Raw genomic sequence first — 19,957 nt, 5'->3', positions numbered from 1 at the left:
GTGCAGGTCAGTGGCGGCGTCGCCGCTCGTTTTAATAGCGTCCGAGAATTGGTTACCTGCGCATTCACGAGGGCTTGGGTGCCGCTTTTAGGCGTACGCCTCAAGGCCGTTTTATTTGATGTTTGCCTTTGCATTTACGCTGGTCAGGCGCACAGCCTGCGCACAGGAAGTATGTAGTGACCGCTATGGAAATCGGCACTTGCGTGGCCGCCGAAACGGAATATTGTCGGACCTGCATTCACCATCATGAATGCGTTTCCTCGTCCGAAGGGCCATCCCACGTGCGAAGAAGATCCGCTCTCATCGCCACCGGCGTGACCCTCGCGCTGGTCACCGGAGGCGCCACCACCAGCGCCTTCGCGTCCACTCCGGCCTCCGAGGCGGTGACGGCCGCGGCGGTGGCCGACACCACCCCGGCGATCGTCGCCGCCACCAACGCGTTCCTCGCCACCCTCACCGCCGCGCAGAAGACCGCGGTGCAGTTCGCCTGGACCAACACCACCCAGAAGAAGAAGTGGTCCAACCTGCCGCAGGGTCTCTACACCCGGTCCGGTCTGATGTGGGGCAACCTCACCACCGCCCAGAAGAACGCCTGGCTGGCGGTCATGCAGGTCACCCTCAGCCCGGCCGGTTACACCCGGGTCCGGCAAGAATGGGCCGCCGACGACCAGCTCGCCAGTGGTGGTGGCCTGCAGTACGGCCAGCAGTACTACTGGATCGCGCTGATCGGCACCCCGTCCGCGACCACCCCGTGGCAGTGGCAGTGGGGCGGCCACCACGTGACCGTCAACGCCACGATCTCCGGCACCGAGGTGGCCCTCTATCCGAGCTTCATCGGCGCCCAGCCGGCCAGTTACACCAGCAGCGGCGCCACCGTGAAGCCGCTCGGCGACATCTGGACCTCGGCGTACGCCCTGCTCAGCTCGCTCACGACGGCGCAGAAGGCGCAGGCGGTGCGGGGGAGCACCTACATCGATCTGCTCTATGGTCCCGGCCAGGACAGCCGGGCACCGTCCTACGAGGGCATCGCCGGCTCGGCGCTCACCGCCGCGCAGAAGACCCAGCTGTTAACCCTGATCAGCGGTTATGCAAATCTGGTCAACACCGAGGACGCGGCCGGCCGCCTGGCCGAGATCCAGGCGACCTTGGACCAGACCTACTTCGCCTGGTACGGCCCGCAGACCAGCGCGGGCAACTCCTACTTCCGGGTCACCGGCCCGCGAGTGATCATCGAGTACTCCCCGCAGGCGATGGGCGGTACCGCCGCGAACCACATCCACGGCATCTACCGCGACCCGCAGAACGACTACGGCGCAGCGATCACCGGATGACGAAAACGGCCCCGGGCCGTCGGCCGTGGAGGGCGCCGCTCCTGGCGTCCTTCGCGGCGATCGCCCTGATCCTGCTGCCAGCGTCCGCCGCGTGGGCACACCCGCTGGACATCTCCCGCCAGACGTCGTATGTGACGGTTTCTTCCTCCTCCGTCACCGTCGAGGTAATGCTGGCCGCCGGCGTGCTGGTGGCGCCCGACTTCATCGCCGCCCTGGACGCCGACGGCGACGGCGAGTTCTCGTCGGCCGAGGGCCGCGATTACGCCGCTCACCTGCTGGCAAAACTGACCCTGCGCATCGATGAGACCCCGATGTCGCTCACGCTGGCGTCGGTCGAGCTGCCGACTTACCCCCAGACCAAGGCCGGGTACGGAGTTCTGCACGTCACGGCCACGTCCCCCTTGTCACCGGCCGTGGGTGACCACGCGCTGTTCTACCGCAACGACTTCATCCCACCGAAGCCGCAGTACGAGGCGGTGGTCCTGGCCCCGAAGAACGCCCCCATCACGGTAGGCACTCAGAATCACGACGAGGCCCAGCGCGAGGTGCGCACGGTCTTCACAGTCGGCGAATCCCCGGCACCCGCGGCGACTGACCCGCCGGCCGCTGCAGCGACAGACCCGGTGGGGCCCGCGGCGACGGGCCTGGCGGGGCCTGCGGCGACGGGCCTGGCTCCGGCACCTGCGGCGGCGGGCCTGGCGGCGCGCGGCGGGCGACAGCCGACGGCCACCGCGCCGGCCGGCAGCGGCTGGGGCGTCGAGCGCTTGCTGTCGATGTTGCAGGACCCGTCCCGCTCGATCTGGCTGACGCCGGCCGCCCTGGGCCTGGCCATGGTGCTGGGAGCGTTCCACGCGCTGACGCCGGGCCATGGCAAGACCATGATGGCGGCCTACTTGGTAGGCAGCGGCGGCCGAGTCCGTGATGCTCTCGCCCTAGGCGTTTCGGTAACCGTGACCCACACGTCATCGGTGCTGGCAATCGGCGCGGTGGCATTGCTGGCAAGCCACTTCGCGGTGCCAGACCTCCTGGTCCCCGCCCTGGAACTGACCTCGGGTCTGTTGGTGCTGGGCTTGGGCCTGCGCCTGCTCTGGCAGCGCCGCTCCGCTCTGCCCTGGTCCTCGCACCCCGACCCCACTCACGGCCACGGTCACACTCACAGCCACGGACACGACCACACCCACGGTCATGACCTGGGTCCTGCGCACAGCCGTGGCCGGGGCTCGAAGCTCGCGCACGGCGACGGACGCGGGACGGAGTCAGCGGACGGCCATGACCATGGGCTGAAGTCAGCGGTCGGACCTGGCCAGGGCGTGGTGCTTACGCACAGCGACGGTCACGCCCTGAAGACTGCGCTCCGCGACGGTCACGGCCTGGAGCAGGCGGACGGCCACAGCTCCGAACTGGAGCCCGCGCACAGCCATGACGAGGAACCAGAGCGCTGCCACGAGCACGGGGACGATCGGGGAGATGCCCGCGGACCTGGCCCGGCTGGGCGGCGAGTCGGGCTCGGGTCGGTGGTGGCGCTCGGCGTCGCCGGTGGGCTGGTGCCGTGCCCGGAGGCGCTCGGCGTGATGATCCTGGCGGTCGGACTCGGTCACATCGCCGTCGGGATGCTGCTGATCCTGTCGTTCAGCGTCGGCCTCGCCGCCGTCCTGATCAGCATCGGCGTCCTGCTGGTCCGAGCCCGGACGTTTGCAGCGCTGTCCGGACGCTTCCAGACCGGCGCCCCGGCCCGATGGGCCCGCTACCTGCCTCTGATCAGCGCGGTGGTCGTCGTCGCTCTCGGCGCCGGCCTGATATTCCGCACCCGGTGACGCGGGAAGCTCGTCGGTGTCAGATCCAAGATCGATGCCTGCACGGCGGCCCCCATCTGGACAAGTCATCCGGCTAAACGCCCAAAGCGTCCGCATCGCTCTGCGGCGGTGCACCAGCGCCGCGATCTTGTGGACCTTCTGTCCGGTCCGAACAGCAACTCAGCTAGATCTGGTGCCGGGTGGCGGGCCTCGGGCCCCGGATGGCAGGCCCCGGGCCTCGGTCGGGCCTCGGGCACCGGATGGCGGGCCTCGGGTGCCGGGCCTCGGGTGCCGGGCGGCGGGCTGTGAGCACCAGGCGGTGTGCGTTGGGCACCGGGGCGGTGGCTGTCGTAGCTGGTCAGGGCCGCGGTAGTCCGTAGCGCGACGGCAACCTGGGTGCTGCTCGCGATCGGGGATGGAGCGTGCGTGCCGGCGGTGGGCGTGCGCGGGCGGTGGGGCGTGCGTGGTCGGCATACGATCCGGTTCGTGACATTTACGCCTCGGGCCGCTTGGGCTGACACGCCGGAGCCGGTGCGGATTGCCGTCGCCGAGGCGCTCGGTTCGGAGATCGCTGATCATGTGGATCTGCACGGTGGCATGTCGCCGGGGCCGGCTGCGGGCCTGCGGCTGGGCGACGGGCGGCAGGTTTTCGTCAAAGCCGTGTCCGCGCAGGTCCGGGCGCACAACCACCGGATGATCCGGCAGGAGTCCGGGATCCTGGACGTCCTTCCGGAGTCGGTGCCGGCGCCCCGGCGTCTCGCCACCGTCGAACATGGGCCGTGGATCGCCCTGGCCACCACCTGGGCCGGCGGGGCGACCGCGCCGACCTGGACCGACGCCTCCATCGCGGCCGTCGCGCAGGCATGCCGGACTGCGAGCGGGCACCGGGCCCCGACGGCCCTGCCTCCGGTGGCCCAGCGCATCTTCGACTTCGACGGCTGGACCCGCCTGCTCGACCTCGGCGCGGCGGACGACTGGGAGGCGGCCCACGCGGGACCGGCCGCCGAGGTGGTGGCCGGGTGGGAACGCTGGACAACTGGCGACGCCCTGGTCCACCGGGACATCCGCCTCGACAACACCACAGTCGACGGGCGAGACGGGACCGCGGTGCTGGTCGACTGGGCGTACGCGGCGGCTGGTGCTTCGTGGATCGATCTCGCCCAGCTGGCGGCGGACGTGGTTGCCACCGGGCACGTCCTCGGTCCGGAAGCCGCGACGGATCGCGCGTACCGGTTGTTGCGGACGCTCCCGCCCGAGGCGTCGCGCTTCGTCGTGGGGCTGGCGGGGATGTGGTGCATCCGGGCCGCGACCGTGCCGGACACCGTCATGCCGAGCATCTCCACCTGGCGTCGGGCCAGGTCAGCGGCCTTGCGCCCGCTGGTGACCCGGCTGATCACCGACATGGACGGTGCGGTGGTTTGAAAAAATTGTTCATTCAGCGGTTGGCGGGACCTGGACACCACCGGTATCTCTAAGCGCCTGACGTTGCGAGTGGACCATGGACGGTGCGCCGCACGAAACACGGGGAGGCACTCAAAGTGCAGGATCTGGCGGACGCATCAACCGGCAACCAGGCGACGCCGCGATGTCTGCATTGCTCCGAACAGCTCGTCCTCGACGAACTGTGGGGCTGGGTGCACGACGGCGGCGAGTACCTGTGCCGCGACCGGGAGAGCGGCGAGGTCCTCTGCCAGCCGGCGACGCTCATCTGATCGCTCGCCGATTCCGGAAGGCCCACCCCGCACCAGCCGCAGCCGACAAAGGCGATATGACGCCTATATCCCGTCGGCGCTCGCCCACCCCATCACGACCTTGTCGAAATGGCGTTCGGCCCGCGCGGGAAGTCCTCAAGATCCAGCCGTGCCGTTTTCGCCGCCGGCCTGCTGGCCAGCAGTTGGGCCCGCTGGCCGCGAAGCGACCAGCGGCAACGTAGTCGCCGGGCTCAGCCGTCGTAGTAGGGGTCGTACGGCGGTTCATCCTCCGGCGGCTCCTCCTCGTCGCCGAAGAACAACGGCTCGTCCGCAATCCGCTGTTGCGGCGCCCCGGAATGAGAAGAGGCGGGCCTGGCATCGCCGGGCCCAGCCGTAGCCCCGGACCTGCGTGCGCCGGATTCAGCCGCAGCGAGAGCAGCCACACCAGACCGGGCCGCGTTGGATCCGGCCAAGGCCGCCCCGGACCTGGCCGGGCTTGGCGCGGCCCCATTGGTTCCGGCCGGGGTAGGCGCAGCTGCACCGGATCCGGGCACGGTGACCGCGGCCGCGGTGGAGCCGGCCGCGGTGGGCGCGGCCGCAGTGGAACCGGACACCGCAGGCGCGGCCGCGGGAGGTCCGGCGACGGGCGAGCCGGCCGGGGCGGTCGGCGGAACGCCCTGGAACAGGTCCAGGACCGGCTGGCCGAACTTGGTCAGCTTGCTCTGGCCCACGCCGCTCACCGTGCCCAGCTGGGCCAGCGTCGTCGGCCGCAGCGCGGCGATCGCCCGCAACGTGGCGTCGTGGAAGATGACGTAGGCGGGGACGCCCTGCTCCTTGGCCGTCGCCGCCCGCCAGGCGCGCAGCCGTTCGAAGTCGGGGGCCGCCTCGGCCGGGAAGTCGGGGGCAGCGGCCGCGGGCGACGCGCCGGCCCGGGTGCGTGGGGTGCGGACCCGCTGCTGGGGGGCCTCGCGCCGCATCATCACCTTGACGCCGCCACGCAGCACTTCGGCGCTGGTCTCGGTCAGCACCAGAGTGCCGTATTCGCCCTCGACCGCCAGATAACCCGCGGCCAGCAGCTGCCGGACCACCCCGCGCCACTCCTGGTCGCGCAGGTCGGCGCCGATGCCGAAGACCTTCAGCTCGTCGTGCCGGAACTGCTGCACCTTGTCGGTCTGCTTGCCCAACAGAATGTCGATGGACTGGCCGGCGCCGAACTTCTGGCCCCGCTCACGCTGCAACCGCAGGACCGTGGACAGCAATTTCTGCGCGGGGACGGTGCCGTCCCAGGACTCCGGCGGGGCCAGGCAGGTGTCGCAGTTGCCGCAGCTGCCGGCCTCGTCGCGCTGGCCGAAGTAGGCCAGGAGCTGGGCTCGCCGGCAGGTGACCGTCTCGCAGAGGGCGAGCATCGCGTCCAGGTGCTGGGAGGCGTTACGGCGGTGGGCGGCGTCGCCGTCCGAGCTCTCGATCATCTTGCGTTGCTGGACGACGTCCTGCAGGCCGTAGGCCAGCCAGGCCGTGGACGGCTGGCCGTCGCGGCCGGCCCGGCCGGTCTCCTGGTAGTAGCCCTCGACCGACTTGGGCAGGTCGAGGTGGGCGACGAAGCGGACATCGGGCTTGTCGATGCCCATGCCGAAGGCGATCGTCGCGACCATGACCAGGCCATCTTCCCGGAGGAAGCGGGACTGGTTGGCGGCGCGCACCCGCGAGTCGAGACCGGCGTGGTAGGGCAGCGCCGGAATGCCGTTCTGCGCGAGGAACTCGGCGGTCTTGTCGACCGACGCCCGGGACAGGCAGTAGACGATGCCGGAGTCGCCGGGGTGCTCGGATCGCAGCAGGTCGAGCAGCTGCTTGCGGGGTTCGTTCTTGGGGGCGATGCGGTACTGGATGTTGGGGCGGTCGAAGCTCTGAGTGAAGTGCCGGGCGTCGGTCAGCTGCAACCGGGTCGCGATCTCGGTGCGGGTGGCACTGGTCGCGGTCGCGGTCAGCGCGATCCGCGGCACGTCCGGCCAGCGCTCGTGCAGCATCGACAGGCCCAGGTAGTCGGGGCGGAAGTCGTGTCCCCACTGCGACACGCAGTGTGCCTCGTCGATCGCGAACAGCGAGATCTTGCCGCGGTCGAGCAGCCGCTGGGTGTTGGCGACGCCGAGGCCCTCGGGTGCCACGTACAGCAGGTCGAGCTCGCCGTTGACGAACTCGGCCTCGACCACCTGCCGCTCGGACCGGTCCTGCGTGGAGTTGAGGAAGCCGGCCCGCACGCCGAGGGTGCGCAGCGCGTCGACCTGGTCCTGCATCAGCGCGATCAGCGGCGAGATGACCACCCCGGTGCCCGGCCGGACCAGGGCCGGGATCTGATAGCACAGACTCTTGCCGCCGCCGGTGGGCATCAGCACCAGGGCGTCGCCGCCGCCGATCACGTGCTCGATGATGTCGCGCTGGCTGCCCCGGAAGTCGGGGTAGCCGAACACGCGGTTGAGGACGTCCATGGCGGGGGAGAGGGCCGAAGTCACCCCGCGATGTTAGAGGGAACGGCCGACACTTTGCCGGAGCCTGTGGATAACCCGAGCAAACCCCAAACTTCAACCCATTGGGCGTACGCCGGGGAAGCGTGCTGTCACGCCTCCCCGGTCTCCTACTCGGCGAGCGGCAGCTCGATCGTGTGCGAGGTGTGCGTCGCCTTGGTGGCCAGGTAACGCACGTTGGCCGCCGACATGTGCACCCCGGTCGGGATCTGCTGAGTGACGTCGATGCCGCACTTCTCCAGCTGGAGCGCTTTGTCCGGGTTGTTGGACAGCAGCCGCACCCGGTCGGCCCCCACCGCGAACAGCATCTGCGCCGCCGCCGAGTAGTCGCGTTCGTCCTCGCCGTGCCCGAGCGCCACGTTCGCCTCGTAGGTGTCCAGGCCCGAGTCCTGCAGCGCGTACGCGTCCAGCTTGGCGTACAGCCCGATGCCGCGGCCCTCCTGGCGCAGGTAGAGCAGGAAGCCGCCCTGCTCGGCGATCCGCTCCACCGCCTCGCGCAGTTGTGGCCCGCAGTCGCAGCGCAGCGACCCGAAAACGTCACCGGTCATGCACTCGCTGTGCGGCCGCACCAGCGGCGCCCGGCCGCCGGCCGCCGACTTGGTCAGCGCCCGCTGCCAGTCACCCAGGCCGAGAGCGATGTGCTCCTTGCCGTCCACCAGCCCGTCGAAGGTCATCACCCGGGCCGGGGTGGTGTATCCATCCGTGAAGCGCAGCGGCACAGTAACCTGCTGACGCACCGTGGCCTTCATCATCGCTATCGGTCCTCCTCGTTGTTTCCCCGCTGATCCGCTATGCCCGCTGTCGAGGTGACCACAACGCAACAGACCGCGAATGTGTCTGTAATCGTGGCCCGGATTATGTTGGACGCAACTGTTCGACCGGGGTGACGATCGTCGCTCGACTGGAGGCGTCATCGGTGGTTGATCGTCCTTACACGCTCTTGAGCTGCGGCATGTCCATCGACGGCTACCTCGACGACGCCGCGCAGGACCGGCTCATGCTGTCCAACGACGCCGATTTCGACCGGGTCGACGAGGTGCGGGCCGGTTGCGACGCGATCCTGGTCGGGTCCAACACGATCCGCCAGGACGACCCGCGGCTGATGATCCGCTCGGCCGAGCGCCAGCAGGCGCGGGTGACGCGTGGCGAGGCGCCACACCCACTGAAGGTCACGGTGACCGGCAGCTGCGGGATCGACCCGGCCGCCCGGTTCTTCGCCCTCGGTGACGTCGAGAAGCTCGTCTACTGCGCCAGCGCCGCGGTCGGCTCGGCCCGCGACCGGCTCGGCGAGGTCGCCACCATCGTCGACGGCGGCGACCCGGTCGACCTGGCCTTCGTCATGACCGACCTGGCCGCTCGCGGGGTGCGCCGGCTCATGGTCGAGGGCGGCGGAAGCATGCACACCCAGTTCCTCACCGCCGGTCTCGCCGACGAGTTGCAGCTGGTCGTCGCCCCGTTCTTCGTCGGTGACTCCCGGGCGCCCCGGTTCGTCAGCGACGGCGATTTCCCCTGGGGCCCCGGCCACCGGGCCCGGCTGGCCGGGGTGCGGCAGATCGGCGACGTGGTGCTGCTGCGGTACGCCCTTTCCGACCGGTTCCAGGACGAGTAACGGTGGGGTGAACAACACCAGCGATCACGCGCCGGTGCGGACGAGCTCGCGCCGCTCCTGCGGCACGGCGTAACCGACGGCCGGGGAAACGGGGGCGGCCGCCCGTACGGCATGGGTCGCGGCCACCACCCGGACCCGCGTGACGGCCCGGGCCAGCACCACGATCGCGCCCGGAAGGGCCGCGACGAAGGCGAAGACGCCGTAGACGACCGCGATGGTGAGGCCCTGCGAGGCGCTGAGGCCGGCCGCGCCGAACGCCCACGCGGTGACCGCCTCGCGGGGACCCCAGCCGCCGATGTTCAGCGGCAGCGACATCGCCAGCAGCGCGAGCAGCATCAGCGGGGCCAGCTTGAGCAGCGCGGCCTCCGAGCCGGCCGCGCGGGCCGCGACCACGAAGGTGGCCAGGTGCCCGGCCAGCACGACGGTCGAGGCGAGCGTGATGCCCGGCCAGTTACGGCGGGCGAGCAACCCGGTGCGGATCTCACTGAGCGTGGTGCGCACGGCCGAGGCCACCCGGGAGCCGCCCTGCCGCAGCCGGCGGCAGGCGACAAGAACAAGAACGCCGGCGGCGGCGACGGCCAGGCCGATCGTCGCGGCCACCGCGCCGTGCTTGTCCAAAAGCGTCAAAACCGGCGAGGGTACGGTCACCAGAACGGTCACGCCGACACCGATCAGGACGATCTGCCCGGCCGTACGCTCCAGAACCACCGCCCGGACGCTCTTCGCGACGTCACCCTCGTCCCGGCCGTGCTTGACCGCGCGGTCGACGTCGCCGATCACGCCGCCCGGCAGGGCCGCGTTGAGGAACAGCGCCTTGTAGTAATCGGCGATCGCACCGCGTAGCGACAGCCGCAGGCCGAGCCCGCGAGCGACGAGACACCATCGCCACGCGCTGAACACGGTGGTGACCACACCGATCGTGAACGCGGCGACCAGCGCCGGAGCGTCGATCACCCGGAGCCCGTCGAGGAACGCGCCGGTGCCGAGCCGCCACAGCAGCACTGCGAGGATCGCCGCTCCGCCGAGCAGCCGCAGCCATGGCCAGATCGATCGCGTCACTTCGCCGTCCCCCTCTGTTCGCCCGTCCTCCCCTAGTACGCCGGGACGGACCGAAAGGGTTCAGCCGAAGATCGCTAAAAGATCGACATGTCCGACCGTTACTTTTGGAAGCTGATCGAGCCGCCCCTGCAGATAACGGTCGAGTCCCAGGTCAGGCCCCTGCTCGGCGGCCGCACCCACCCATCCGCGCAGCCATTCGGCGGTCAGTTCCGGTAGTTCTTCGCCCAGCCGCCACGGACTCGGTCGAGTGACGACCGTCGCACCTGCCTTCTCGAACGCGGCCACGGCCGCCGCCGGCGCGTCCGGCCCGAGCAGCCGCCGCCCGCCGACGGTCCGGCGCTGGTGCGCGTTGAACGCCGCCTCGACGTCGGCATCGGCCGGGTCGGCGGGCTCCAGGGTCACAGTTCCGGCCACCGACAGCGTGAACAGCGCCGGCGTAGCCGAGGCCGCGCAGACCGCGGCGAGGTTGGTAATCTCGTCCTCGGTGAGTAGATCGAGCAGCGCCGAGCAGGTGACCAGGTCGGTGTTTTCCAGGTCGGCCGCGGTGAGCTCAGTCACGTCACCCAGCGCGGTCTCCACGGTCACGCCCTCGAACGGCATGTTCGCCGCCGCGTACTCCAGCAGCACGGGATCCCGGTCGGCCATCACCCAGTGCTGCGGCCCGCTCAGCTGCGGCGCGAGCCACCGCCCAAGCGACCCGGTGCCGCAGCCGAGGTCCCGGATAGTCCGGACTGGCCCCGGCACCAGGGCAACGAGGTCATCGGCGCGGGCAGCGGCGTCAGCGGGCTCACGCAGCCCCAGCCAGGTCTCACTGAACTCTCCGGTCATGCAGTCTCTCCTAGGGTCGTCGGTTTCATGTTGACTGAATCAACATTGACGTCCACGCAAACGTGTTGACGTGTTGATGTCGTGTTGACGGTCAACACGTTGCTGTCCTCGCCCGCGTTGAGCGAGCCGCCCGCGATGCGTGTGACGCCAAGCGCACAACGGCCACGGCGTCACGCCGACCGCGCGGCTTGTGCGGGCTGTGGGCCGAGCCCGCGGCGGTTTCGGGCGGCTGGCTGAGCCCGCGGCAGCGGGGGTGGCGGCCTGAGCCAGCGGCGGGTTTGGCCGGCGGGCTGAGCGTGCGCCGTTGGGTGGCGGGTTGAGGCCGCGGCGAGCCGAGCGCGTGGCTTGTGCGGGCCGCGGGCTGAGCCCGCAGCGGTTTCGGGCGGCTGGCTGAGCCCGCGGCAGCGGGGGTGGCGGCCTGAGCCAGCGGCGGGTTTGGCCGGCGGGCTGAGCGTGCGCCGTTTGGGTGGCGGGTTGAGGCCGCGCCGGGCCGAGCGCGTGGCTTGTGCGGGCCGCGGGCTGAGCGCGCGGCGGTTCGGGCGGCAGGCTGAGCCCGCGGCGGCTTGGGCGGCGGGCTAAGCCCGCGGCGGGGGTGGGTGTCATGCGTTCAGCGCTGCGCTGATGTGGCGGGCGGTGTCGGTCCAGGTCGGGAGTGTTTCGCGGCGGGCGGCGGCGGAGGCGCGCAGCTCGGCGCGCAGCGCTGGCTCGGTCAGCCAGCGGTGTAGCGCGGCGGCCAGCGCAGTCGGGTCGTCCGGGGGGATCAGGAAGCCGGGGAGGGTGCCGTCCGGGGCGTGGCCCAGGGCCTCGGCGACGCCGCCGACGTCGGTGGCGAGCACCGGGAGGCCGCGGGCCAGGGCCTCGGTGACCACCATGCCGTAGGTCTCGGCGCGCGACGGGAGGACGAAGAGGTCCGCGTTCGCGTAGGCGGCGTCCAGGTCGACGCCGGCCTTTGGGCCGGTGAAGCGGATGTTCGCGCTGGTGTGCGCGACCGGGCGGATCAGCGCGCCGACGAACGTGCAGCTCCAGCTCAGCTCGGCGAGATCCAGCTCCAGGGCCGTGACCAGCAGATCCTGGCCCTTGCGCGGGGTGACCGCGGCGACGCAGAGCAGCCGGCCGCCGTCCGCCGAGGGGGCAGCCAGGGGAGCGGGGTCGACGCCCGGCACCGCGACCGCGACATCGGTCAGGTCGTGCATGTCGGAAATGCGCTGGGCGGCGGCGTTGCTGGTGGCGATCACCCGGGTGGCGAGGTGCAGCGTCGCGCGTTCCTTCTCGCGCAGCCGTGCGGCCTCGGCGGCATCGAGGCCGGTTTCATCGCTCAGCGGCAGATGGACCAGCACGATCAGGCGAAGCCGGTGCCGGTGCGGCTCGAGAAGCTCCGGCACCCCGCAGGCGACCAGCCCGTCAATGAGCACATCGGACTTGTCCGGAATGTCGCGGAGGGCGCGATCTAGTGCGGCGCGCGCCGGCGCGGCCGGGACCGGCCAGGAGCCGCCAATAGCGATCTCGTGCACATCCCGCACCGCGGACGCATCCGCGCGATCCTCGCCGCCTCGCGATCTTGTGGAGTTGGCGCCGGGTGGTGGCAGGAAGTCCACTAGATCTCGCGCGTGACCGCGATTGCTCTCGCCGGCCTGCGATCTTGCTGAGTTAGCGCTGGGTGGCGGCCCGAACTCCACAAGATCGCGGGCGGTGCTCGCGCTGTCCGCGCTGGCCTGTGATCTTGTGGAGGTGGCGCTGGGTGGTGGCGGGAATTCCACAAGATCGCGGGCGGTGCTCGCGCTGCTCGCGCTGCTCGCGTCGCTGTGGGTGGTGGGGGTGGCCGCTAGGCGGGTTAGGAGTTCTCGGTCGTAGCGGTTTCCGCCGCTGGGGGCTGCCGGGTCGTCAATGCCGCCCGGCAGCACCGCCCAGAGCGGGCTACTCACAGAGTGCGCTCGTAGCTTGCCCAGGCCACGTGGGACTCGTGCAAGGTCACCGAGATGCTGGTCAGGCCGGCGGCACCCGCGCCCAGGTCGCCGGAGGCCACCTTGTCGGCCAGGCGGTCGGCGATGACCTTGGCCAGGAACTCGGTGGACGTGTTGATGCCCTTGAAGGCGTCCTCGTCGTCCAGGTTGCGGTAGCTCAGGGCGCTGCAGATGGTGCGCAGCTCGTCTAGCGCGCGGCCGATGTCCACCACGATGTTGTCGTCGTCCAGCTCGGGGCGGCGGAAGGTCGCGTCGATCACGAACGTGGCGCCGTGCAGCTTCTGGGCCGGGCCGAAGACCTCGCCGGTGAAGCTGTGGGCGACCATGATGTGGTCGCGGACGGTGACGCTGAACAAGTGCTACTCCTCGGGGTAGTCGATCACGTGGCAGAGGGCGGGAAGGCTACCGTCCGCGATCCGCGGCATCACGTCGGGCAGATCGGCGAACTCGGTCCTTCCGGTGATCAAAGCCTCGAACTTGGGGTTCGCGAGCAGATCCAGGGACAGCGCCAGCCGGTCGGCGTAGGTGCGGCGACGTCCGGGAACGATGTTCCCCACCTGGCTGCTGCGAATCGTCAACCGGCGGGCGTGGAAAAATTCGCCGAGCGGGACGCTGACCTGCTTGTCGCCGTACCAGCTCAGCTCGACGACGGTGCCCTCGTGGGCCAGCAGCTCGAGCGACCTGGTCAGGCCGGCCGAGGTGGCGCTGGCGTGGATCACGATGTCGCAGTCGCCCGAAGCGTCGGCCGGGTGCGCAAATGCAACGCCGAGTGCATCCGCGACGGCCGCGCGGGACGAATCAACATCAACCAACTGCACGCGTACGCCGGGAATCGTCGCCGCGATCGCGGCGACCGAGCAACCGACCATGCCGCCGCCGACCACCGCGATCTTGTCGCCGATCAGCGGGGCGGCGTCCCAGAGCGCGTTGACCGCGGTCTCCACCGTGCCGGCCAGCACGGCGCGATGTGCGGGTACGCCGTCGGGCACGACGGTGACCGCGGCGGCCGGCACGACATATCGCGTCTGATGTGGGTAAAGGGAGAAAACGGTTCGGCCCAGCAGCGAAGCCGGACCGTGTTCGACGACACCGACGTTCAGGTAGCCGTACTTGACCGGGGACGGGAAGTCCCCCTCCTGGAAGGGAGCCCGCATCGACGCCCATTGGGTCTCCGGGACGGCGCCGGTGAAGACCAGCGTCTCGGTGCCGCGACTCACCCCGGTGTGGAGAGTGCGGACCACCACGTCGTCGCGGCCGGGCACCGGCAGCGTGGACGAACGGATCTCGCCCTGCCCGGGCGAGGCCAGCCAGAACGCCTGTGCGTCACCCGACATGGGCTGTCTCCTCAACCTGGTGAATCAACCTGGTGAACCGATCGCCGCCGCTGCTCGTGTTAAGCGCTGACAGCGGCAACACTACGCAGCCGATCTTGCACTGGAGGCACGGTGACACTCGCAGCGACCCCGTCGGCGCCCGCACGCGGCCCGATGACCGGCCTGGCCGCCCAGCTCGTCCTGCTGGTCGCGCTGGCCGTGACGCTCGGGCTCACCCCGGCCGGCCTGGTCGCCGGCACCGCGTACGGCCTCGTGCTCTGCATTCTTCTCGCGGTCGGCCTGCAGCGGGCCGGGATGACCCGGATGGGCCCGGCCAACGTGGTGACGCTCAGCCGGGCGCTGCTGGTCGGCGGGGTGACCGCCCTGGTGGTGACGTCGTTCGCGCATCCGGTCAGCACGCCGGCGCTGGTCGCGGTGGCCGGCGTGGCTCTCGCCCTGGACGGGGTGGACGGGCAGGTGGCCCGGCGCACCGGCAACACCACGGCGCTGGGTGCCCGGTTCGACATGGAGATCGACGCGTTCCTGATCCTGGTCCTGAGCGTGTACGCCGGTGACCGCTTCGGCTGGTGGACGGTCGCCCTCGGCGCTTACCGGTACGTTTTCGTCGCCGCCTCGTGGGCGCTGCCCTGGCTGAACGCGGCCCTGCCGTACCGGTTCTCCCGCAAGGTCGTCGCCGCGCTGCAGGGCATCGTGCTCGCCCTGGTCACCGCCAACCTGCTCCCGCACCTGCTGGCGGTGGCCGCCCTGGCGATCGCCCTCGGCACGCTGACCTGGTCGTTCGGCCGGGACTCGCTCTGGCTCTACCGGGCCTCCCGGGTGCGGGCCGCGGCCCGCGAGCGCTGGTCGGCCCCGGCCCGCCAGCCCGTCCTGGCCGCCTGAGCCGCCTCGGTCGCCTGGCTGCCGGAGTCGCGCGGTTGCCTGAGTCGGCCGGGCGGCAGTGGGCGGTCTGCTGGCTCGGCCACGACCAGTGCCATCTGGAAGGAACGGCCCGGCACCGGTCTCTCGCATGCTGGCAGCCCTCCGACCCGGAGGGGCCATGCCGCATCGTGGATCTCCGTCCCACTTGGTGGACGACGCTCCCACATCATGAACCCGAGGCCGCGATATGCCGTTTTTGTCCGGCAAGCGCAGGTCGATCACATCGAAGTTGTCGATTCCAATACCCGCTGAGTGCCCTACCGTTCCAAGATCTGAAAATTGCTGGATGGATCTCCGGCCGCAAGCTTCGCATAAACTGTCAAAACGCCCCGCTGGGCCTCTCGGTCTATCGGCCGGGCCAGGTCTGGTGCCGCTGGTGGCCTGCCCGGCGGTGAGTAGGACCGGCGGGTCGCGGTTGGGGCGGGTGCGGGCCGCCTCTTGCACCACGCCGGCGGCCGCGGCCGCGACTTACGCCGGCGGCCGCGACGCACGCCGGCGGATGCGACCCCCAGGCCAGCGGATGCGACCACGCGCCAGCGGACGTGACCGTGCGTGGCGGGCGGTGTGACCGGGTGGTGGGTAAGCGGAGGGGGCGGGCCCGCCCGCAGCGGGCGCGCGGAGGGTGAGTGTCGCTCAGCGGGAACTGTGGAGCAGGGGACTGGTCCGACGGCGTACTGAAAAAATGCGTGAGAGAACGGCCTGGCGTTAGGCGATTCGGGCTATTGCTGTTGGCGGCGGAGCCGGCACCGCGTCGGGGTGGAAGATGGCCGCCAAGGCCTCGACGCCGGCTACCAGGCGGGGGCCGGGGCGGACGATCAAGGCGTCGCCGTCGATCGCCCAGACCTGGGCGTTCGGGAAGTGCGGCACCACCGTGGCGGCCTGCGAAGCGGCGCCGGACAGGTGGAAACCGCAGGGGGTGACGACCACGATGTCGGGGTTGGCGGCGGCCAGATCGGCGTAGGAGATCTGGACCGAGCGGGCGCCGGCGCGGGCCGCGACCGGATCGCCGCCTGCCGCCGTCACCAGGTCGGGCACCCAGTGGCCGGCGGTGAACGGCGGATCTACCCATTCCACCAGCGCGACTCTCGGCCGCGGACGGCCGGCCACGGCCGACGCCACCGCGGCCAGACGCCGGCGCAGGGCCGTGACCAGGGACGAAGCCCTTTCCGGTACGCCTGCCGCGGCACCCACCCGCAGGAACGTGTCGAAGACCTCATCCAGCGAATAGGGGTCGAGGGAGAGCACGTCGGCTCGGCAACCCAGGTGGTCCAGGGCCTCGTCGACGTGGTCGGAGGGCAGCGCGCAGACTCGGCAGAGGTCCTGGGTCAGGATCAGGTCGGGCGCCAGCGCGGCCAGCGCGCCCGCGTGCAGGGTGTAGAGGTCGGCACCCGCGGCCATCTGCTGTTTCACGTAGGCGTCGATCGCCGCCGGGGACATGTCCCGGGTGTCGCGGCCGCCGACCACCACCGTCTTCTCGGTGCGGGCCGCGGGTGGCTCGTCGCACTCGAAGGTCACGCCGACCAGGTCGTCGCCCAGGCCCAGCGCATAGACGATCTCGGTCGCGGACGGCAGCAGGGAGACCAGGCGCATGCGCCCATCTTGCCCTGACGGCGACCGCGGCCCCCACCGCGATCGCCGCCCCTTCCCTACGCCGGAACCACATCGCCCGGGCCTCGCCGAACGTGAGTGGAATCGGCCGAAAGTTGCAGACGGGTTCGCTGATTCGGTCCCCGGGCGGATGCGGTGCGGATCGCTCGGAGCCGATGCTGTGCCTACCCGCCGGACCAGCATGGGGGAAGAACATGACCACCGCACCGCTCGCCCACACCGACGTGATCGTCCTGGACTATCTGGCCGCGCTGTGGGCGCAGAGCGAGGATCTCTCGCCGGACCAGCGCGACGAACTGATGAACACGGTGGCCGACTACATCGCCGCCCGCCGGGTCGCGGCGGTTTCCCCGCTCGAGGACGCCGAGGCCATCGTGCGGCGGTTAGGGCCGCCCGAGGACCTGGTCGCGGCGATGCGAAGAGGTTCGCTTCCCCCGCACGTACGGCTGCCGGCCCTGGTCCTTCCGCCGCCCCCGCCGCCGCCCGTGCCGCCGGTGCGCACCGGGGGCGGACCGGCCGAGTACACCGCGGTCGCGATGCTGACCGCGGGGGCGTTCGTGCTGCCGGTGATCTCGCCGTTCGCCGGGATGCTGCTGGCCACCGCGTCGCCGCACTGGACGCTGGCGCAGAAGGCGGCCGCCTGGACGGTCACCCTCGGGTCGGTGGCGGCCGGGTTCGTGCTGACCGTGCTGCTCTCCACGATGGCGTTCGGCAGTGCGTTCGACCTGCTGCTGATCTATCTGGCGATGACCATGGGCTCGCTGTTCGCCGGCGGCATCCTGGTGGCCGGGCTGCGCCTGCGACAGAGCTAAGCGGGCTGGCGGCCGCGGGCGGCGTGGCCGGTGATCTCGTCGATCACCTGCTGCCAGACGGCGGCCGGTGGGAACTCGTGGCCGACGCCCTCCAGCCACACCAGGCGGCTGCCGGGGATTTCGGCGGCCAGGGCGTGCGCGTGCGCGGCCGGGAACATCGGGTCGGCGGTGCCGTGCATGATCAGGGTGGGGGCGGTGATCCCGCACAGCGGCTGGCGGGGCGCCGGGCCGGTCGGGCAGCACCAGTGGTTGAGCTGGGTGGCGGCCATGTCGTTGGTGCGGTCGAAGACCCGTTCGGCCAGCCGGCGCAGGTGCGCGTCGTCGGCGGTGAACAGGCCGCCCAGCGTCCTGGTCGCGGTGATCATGCGCTCGACCGACGACTTGCGGTCGGTCCAGTCGGGCATCTCGGCGATGTCGCGGTCGGTGGTGGCGACCGGCGAACCGGGGCCGGAGACCGAGTCGGCGTCTGGGGTGGCGCCGATCGTGGTGGACATCAGGGTCAGTGACAGCACCCGGTGCGGGCGTTCGGTGGCGATCCGCTGAGCCAGGGCTCCGCCCATCGACAGGCCGACCACGTGCGCCTTGTGGACGCCCAGGGCGTCGAGCACGCCGAGCGCGTCGTGGGCCAGGTCCACTCCGGAGTAGGGCGGGTCGCCCGGTGGGAACGAGGTCGAGCGGCCGGTGTCCCGGTGGTCGTAGCGGATCACGAACCGGCCGGCCGCGGCGAGGCGGCGGCAGAATTCGTCCTCCCACCAGTCCATCGAGCTGGCCCCGCCCGCGATGAGCAGCACGGCGGGATCGGGCGGCTCCCCGAAGGTCTCGACGCAGAGTTCGATTCCGTTCACCGGGAAGGTCTCCGCCACCATCGGTCCATTGTCCGGCATCACACTTGACAGCCAGGTTAAAACTCGATCACCGCCACGTTCGGGATGCTTGAGATTTCCTTAACCGGTTCCGGTTAGATACGGGCGTGATTCCCGACATTTCAGATTTTTCGCTTGTGCGCACTCAGGACGATGCGCCGTTCGAGGGCGTGCCGGTGCCGGGGCTGCGCGCCTCGTATTTTCACCGCGACGAGGACGGTCGCACCGCGACGGTCGGCTGTTACTTCATCGGCGACCGGGAGATCCTGCGGGCCTGGGGTTACGCCGATGAGGAGCACTGCCGGCACAACGCCGTGCGGGGGCGGGACGGGTGGCACCCGGCCGCCGACGGCTGCCCCGACGTGCAGCTGATCCGGGACGGCCAGGCCGCGGTCGTCGGCCTGGCCGTCCGGGCGCCTAACGGACAGTGGCTGCGGGAACCTCGGCCCGAGCCTGCTGGCGGACGATCCGCAGGGACACCGCGGTGAGGCCGATGGCGATCACGAAGAGTGTCAGGTGCAGGTAGGGGTTCGCGATCGGCACGAACCCGATCACCGCGACCGGTATCTGCACGACCGCGATCAGCGCGGCCAGCCACCACCGGCGGCCGCCGGCCCACAGCAGCGCCGTCCAGACCGGCGCGGACACCACCACCAGGGTGAGCGCGTCGAGAACGGCGTGCAGGTAGGTGTTGTGGACGTTGTTGTGGGCGAACGCCTGGGCGGGGGATGCGATCCAGAGGGCCGCGACAAGAGCGGCGACGAAGACAGCGGCACGACGCATGGGATCCTCCAGCGTGAGTCAACCGTTGCTCTGGGTAACCACCGTACGGAACGGGCATCAGGGCCGTAAAGCCCCGGCGACGAAGTCGAACGCATTCGGCACACATCGCGACCAGTAGCCGAAGTTGTGCCGGCCGTCCGCGTACCCGCCCGCGGCCGGCTTCTCCGGCAGCCGTTTGGCCAGCGCACGCACGTTGTAGTAGAGGCTGTCCTGCTTGCCGCACCACAGGCCGACCGGGGTGCCGCGCAGCAGCGAGGCGGCGACCGAGACGTCGTCGCCGGGACGGACGGCGGGGGAGAAGGCGGCCACCGCGCGGACGAACCCGGGGTACGCCTCGGCCAGCAGCAGGGCGCCGTACCCGCCCATCGACCAGCCCCAGGCCGCCATCCGGTCGGTGTCGTAGCCGAGCTTGCGGCACCATGCCGGGACCTCCTCGTGGACCATCCGCTGCGGGTCGTCCCCACCGGACGGGCGCCAGGCCAGGCGGTCGCCGTCCGCGCCGACCAGCACGAACGGGGGTGCGCCACGGCGTACGGCATCGGTCAGGAACCGTCCCAGACCCAGGCCGGCGAAATCCGCCGGTCTCTTGCTCCCGCCGTGCAGGATCAGGCAGACCGGGAGGCCGGCGCCGGCGCCGTACCCGGCCGGAACGGCCGTGTAGACGTCGACCGTGCGGCCCCGGGCGGCCGAAGGCAGCCGCAGAAGCCGCTGCTGGCCGGCCGGTGCAGCCGGGATGACCAGGTCTTCCTCGGCTAAACGGCGGCGGTAACCGGCCACCGTGGCGGCCGTGATCACCGCTGCGCCGGTGCCGAGCAATATTCGTCGTCTCATCGCCCCCACAACGGTGA

At 70.9% G+C, this 19,957-nt stretch carries 18 protein-coding genes and 1 pseudogene; 8 read left to right on the top strand and 11 right to left on the bottom strand.

What is annotated here, in order from left to right:
* Positions 1-281 precede the first annotated feature (281 nt).
* The 4 genes from Ate02nite_RS26280 (at position 282) to Ate02nite_RS26265 (ending at position 4,836) form a co-directional block, all read left to right on the top strand.
* Complete coding sequence (locus Ate02nite_RS26280; RefSeq protein WP_203810079.1) at positions 282-1,331, top strand: DUF3500 domain-containing protein; 1,050 nt, start codon at positions 282-284, stop codon at positions 1,329-1,331.
* A complete protein-coding gene (locus Ate02nite_RS26275; RefSeq protein WP_203810077.1) occupies positions 1,328-3,145 on the top strand; it encodes a HoxN/HupN/NixA family nickel/cobalt transporter in 1,818 nt (605 codons plus the stop codon). The genes Ate02nite_RS26280 and Ate02nite_RS26275 overlap by 4 nt, the downstream gene beginning before the upstream one ends.
* Positions 3,146-3,610: 465 nt before the next feature.
* Positions 3,611-4,546 (top strand): phosphotransferase, encoded by a 936-nt coding sequence (locus tag Ate02nite_RS26270; RefSeq protein WP_203810075.1) that lies wholly within the window; start codon positions 3,611-3,613, stop codon positions 4,544-4,546.
* A 116-nt stretch (positions 4,547-4,662) separates the two neighbouring features.
* Positions 4,663-4,836: a hypothetical protein gene (locus tag Ate02nite_RS26265; protein ID WP_203810073.1), complete on the top strand. Its 174-nt coding sequence runs from the start codon at positions 4,663-4,665 to the stop codon at positions 4,834-4,836.
* Between the two features lie 668 nt (positions 4,837-5,504).
* Here Ate02nite_RS26265 and recQ read toward each other — a convergent pair.
* Positions 5,505-7,298 (bottom strand): annotated as a pseudogene (gene recQ / locus Ate02nite_RS26260) (DNA helicase RecQ); the annotation flags it as partial.
* A gap of 146 nt (positions 7,299-7,444) precedes the next feature.
* A complete protein-coding gene (locus Ate02nite_RS26255; protein ID WP_203810071.1) occupies positions 7,445-8,086 on the bottom strand; it encodes a GTP cyclohydrolase II in 642 nt (213 codons plus the stop codon).
* Between the two features lie 164 nt (positions 8,087-8,250).
* Between Ate02nite_RS26255 and Ate02nite_RS26250 the strand changes: the two genes are divergently transcribed.
* Positions 8,251-8,943 (top strand): RibD family protein, encoded by a 693-nt coding sequence (locus tag Ate02nite_RS26250; protein WP_203810069.1) that lies wholly within the window; start codon positions 8,251-8,253, stop codon positions 8,941-8,943.
* 24 nt (positions 8,944-8,967) lie between these two features.
* Here the strand turns inward: Ate02nite_RS26250 and Ate02nite_RS26245 are convergent, their stop codons facing one another.
* The 5 genes from Ate02nite_RS26245 to Ate02nite_RS26220 form a co-directional block, all read right to left on the bottom strand.
* Positions 8,968-10,002 (bottom strand): lysylphosphatidylglycerol synthase transmembrane domain-containing protein, encoded by a 1,035-nt coding sequence (locus tag Ate02nite_RS26245; protein WP_203810067.1) that lies wholly within the window; start codon positions 10,000-10,002, stop codon positions 8,968-8,970.
* Between the two features lie 60 nt (positions 10,003-10,062).
* Positions 10,063-10,830, bottom strand: coding sequence for a class I SAM-dependent methyltransferase (locus Ate02nite_RS26240; protein WP_203810065.1), 768 nt, complete (start codon positions 10,828-10,830; stop codon positions 10,063-10,065).
* Positions 10,831-11,429: 599 nt separating this feature from the next.
* Complete coding sequence (locus tag Ate02nite_RS26235; protein WP_239147702.1) at positions 11,430-12,752, bottom strand: glycosyltransferase family 4 protein; 1,323 nt, start codon at positions 12,750-12,752, stop codon at positions 11,430-11,432.
* Positions 12,749-13,147: a 6-pyruvoyl trahydropterin synthase family protein gene (locus Ate02nite_RS26225; protein ID WP_203810063.1), complete on the bottom strand. Its 399-nt coding sequence runs from the start codon at positions 13,145-13,147 to the stop codon at positions 12,749-12,751. Before Ate02nite_RS26225 ends, Ate02nite_RS26235 begins: the two co-directional genes overlap by 4 nt.
* Before the next feature lie 3 nt (positions 13,148-13,150).
* Positions 13,151-14,125: a zinc-dependent alcohol dehydrogenase gene (locus tag Ate02nite_RS26220; RefSeq protein ID WP_203810061.1), complete on the bottom strand. Its 975-nt coding sequence runs from the start codon at positions 14,123-14,125 to the stop codon at positions 13,151-13,153.
* A 111-nt stretch (positions 14,126-14,236) separates the two neighbouring features.
* Here Ate02nite_RS26220 and Ate02nite_RS26215 point away from each other — a divergent pair, with 111 nt between their 5' ends.
* Positions 14,237-15,004, top strand: coding sequence for a CDP-alcohol phosphatidyltransferase family protein (locus tag Ate02nite_RS26215; RefSeq protein ID WP_239147701.1), 768 nt, complete (start codon positions 14,237-14,239; stop codon positions 15,002-15,004).
* Positions 15,005-15,748: 744 nt separating this feature from the next.
* Here Ate02nite_RS26215 and Ate02nite_RS26210 read toward each other — a convergent pair.
* On the bottom strand, positions 15,749-16,633 hold the full coding sequence (locus Ate02nite_RS26210) for an ABC transporter substrate-binding protein (protein WP_203810059.1): 885 nt from the start codon (positions 16,631-16,633) through the stop codon (positions 15,749-15,751).
* Positions 16,634-16,845: 212 nt separating this feature from the next.
* On the opposite strand from Ate02nite_RS26210, the gene Ate02nite_RS26205 reads away from it, so the two are divergent.
* Positions 16,846-17,463, top strand: coding sequence for an HAAS signaling domain-containing protein (locus tag Ate02nite_RS26205; RefSeq protein ID WP_203810057.1), 618 nt, complete (start codon positions 16,846-16,848; stop codon positions 17,461-17,463).
* Here Ate02nite_RS26205 and Ate02nite_RS26200 read toward each other — a convergent pair.
* Positions 17,460-18,329, bottom strand: coding sequence for an alpha/beta fold hydrolase (locus Ate02nite_RS26200; RefSeq protein ID WP_239147700.1), 870 nt, complete (start codon positions 18,327-18,329; stop codon positions 17,460-17,462). The genes Ate02nite_RS26205 and Ate02nite_RS26200 overlap by 4 nt on opposite strands.
* A gap of 134 nt (positions 18,330-18,463) precedes the next feature.
* Between Ate02nite_RS26200 and Ate02nite_RS26195 the strand changes: the two genes are divergently transcribed.
* Positions 18,464-18,814, top strand: coding sequence for a hypothetical protein (locus Ate02nite_RS26195; protein WP_203810053.1), 351 nt, complete (start codon positions 18,464-18,466; stop codon positions 18,812-18,814).
* Here the strand turns inward: Ate02nite_RS26195 and Ate02nite_RS26190 are convergent.
* The gene (locus tag Ate02nite_RS26190) at positions 18,744-19,109 is read right to left on the bottom strand and encodes a hypothetical protein (RefSeq protein WP_203810051.1); all 366 of its coding nucleotides are present in this window, start codon (positions 19,107-19,109) and stop codon (positions 18,744-18,746) included. The two genes, Ate02nite_RS26195 and Ate02nite_RS26190, sit on opposite strands and share 71 nt — an antisense overlap.
* 57 nt (positions 19,110-19,166) lie before the next feature.
* A complete protein-coding gene (locus Ate02nite_RS26185) occupies positions 19,167-19,940 on the bottom strand; it encodes an alpha/beta hydrolase (RefSeq protein WP_203810049.1) in 774 nt (257 codons plus the stop codon).
* Between the last annotated feature and the right edge of the window lie 17 nt (positions 19,941-19,957).

The sequence above is a fragment of the Paractinoplanes tereljensis genome (assembly GCF_016862435.1).
Lineage (GTDB): Bacteria > Actinomycetota > Actinomycetes > Mycobacteriales > Micromonosporaceae > Actinoplanes > Actinoplanes tereljensis.
This window is presented reverse-complemented; position numbering and strand designations above follow the sequence as displayed.

Excerpts from the sequence above, each read along its gene's own strand:
- Ate02nite_RS26220 (WP_203810061.1), bottom strand. The coding sequence starts at position 14,125 with ATGTCGGGTGACGCACAGGCGTTCTGGCTGGCCTCGCCCGGGCAGGGC.
- Ate02nite_RS26275 (WP_203810077.1), top strand. The coding sequence starts at position 1,328 with ATGACGAAAACGGCCCCGGGCCGTCGGCCGTGGAGGGCGCCGCTCCTG.
- Ate02nite_RS26240 (WP_203810065.1), bottom strand. The coding sequence starts at position 10,830 with ATGACCGGAGAGTTCAGTGAGACCTGGCTGGGGCTGCGTGAGCCCGCT.
- Ate02nite_RS26205 (WP_203810057.1), top strand. The coding sequence starts at position 16,846 with ATGACCACCGCACCGCTCGCCCACACCGACGTGATCGTCCTGGACTAT.
- Ate02nite_RS26190 (WP_203810051.1), bottom strand. The coding sequence starts at position 19,109 with ATGCGTCGTGCCGCTGTCTTCGTCGCCGCTCTTGTCGCGGCCCTCTGG.
- Ate02nite_RS26210 (WP_203810059.1), bottom strand. The coding sequence starts at position 16,633 with ATGCGCCTGGTCTCCCTGCTGCCGTCCGCGACCGAGATCGTCTATGCG.
- Ate02nite_RS26200 (WP_239147700.1), bottom strand. The coding sequence starts at position 18,329 with ATGGTGGCGGAGACCTTCCCGGTGAACGGAATCGAACTCTGCGTCGAG.
- Ate02nite_RS26255 (WP_203810071.1), bottom strand. The coding sequence starts at position 8,086 with ATGATGAAGGCCACGGTGCGTCAGCAGGTTACTGTGCCGCTGCGCTTC.
- Ate02nite_RS26185 (WP_203810049.1), bottom strand. The coding sequence starts at position 19,940 with ATGAGACGACGAATATTGCTCGGCACCGGCGCAGCGGTGATCACGGCC.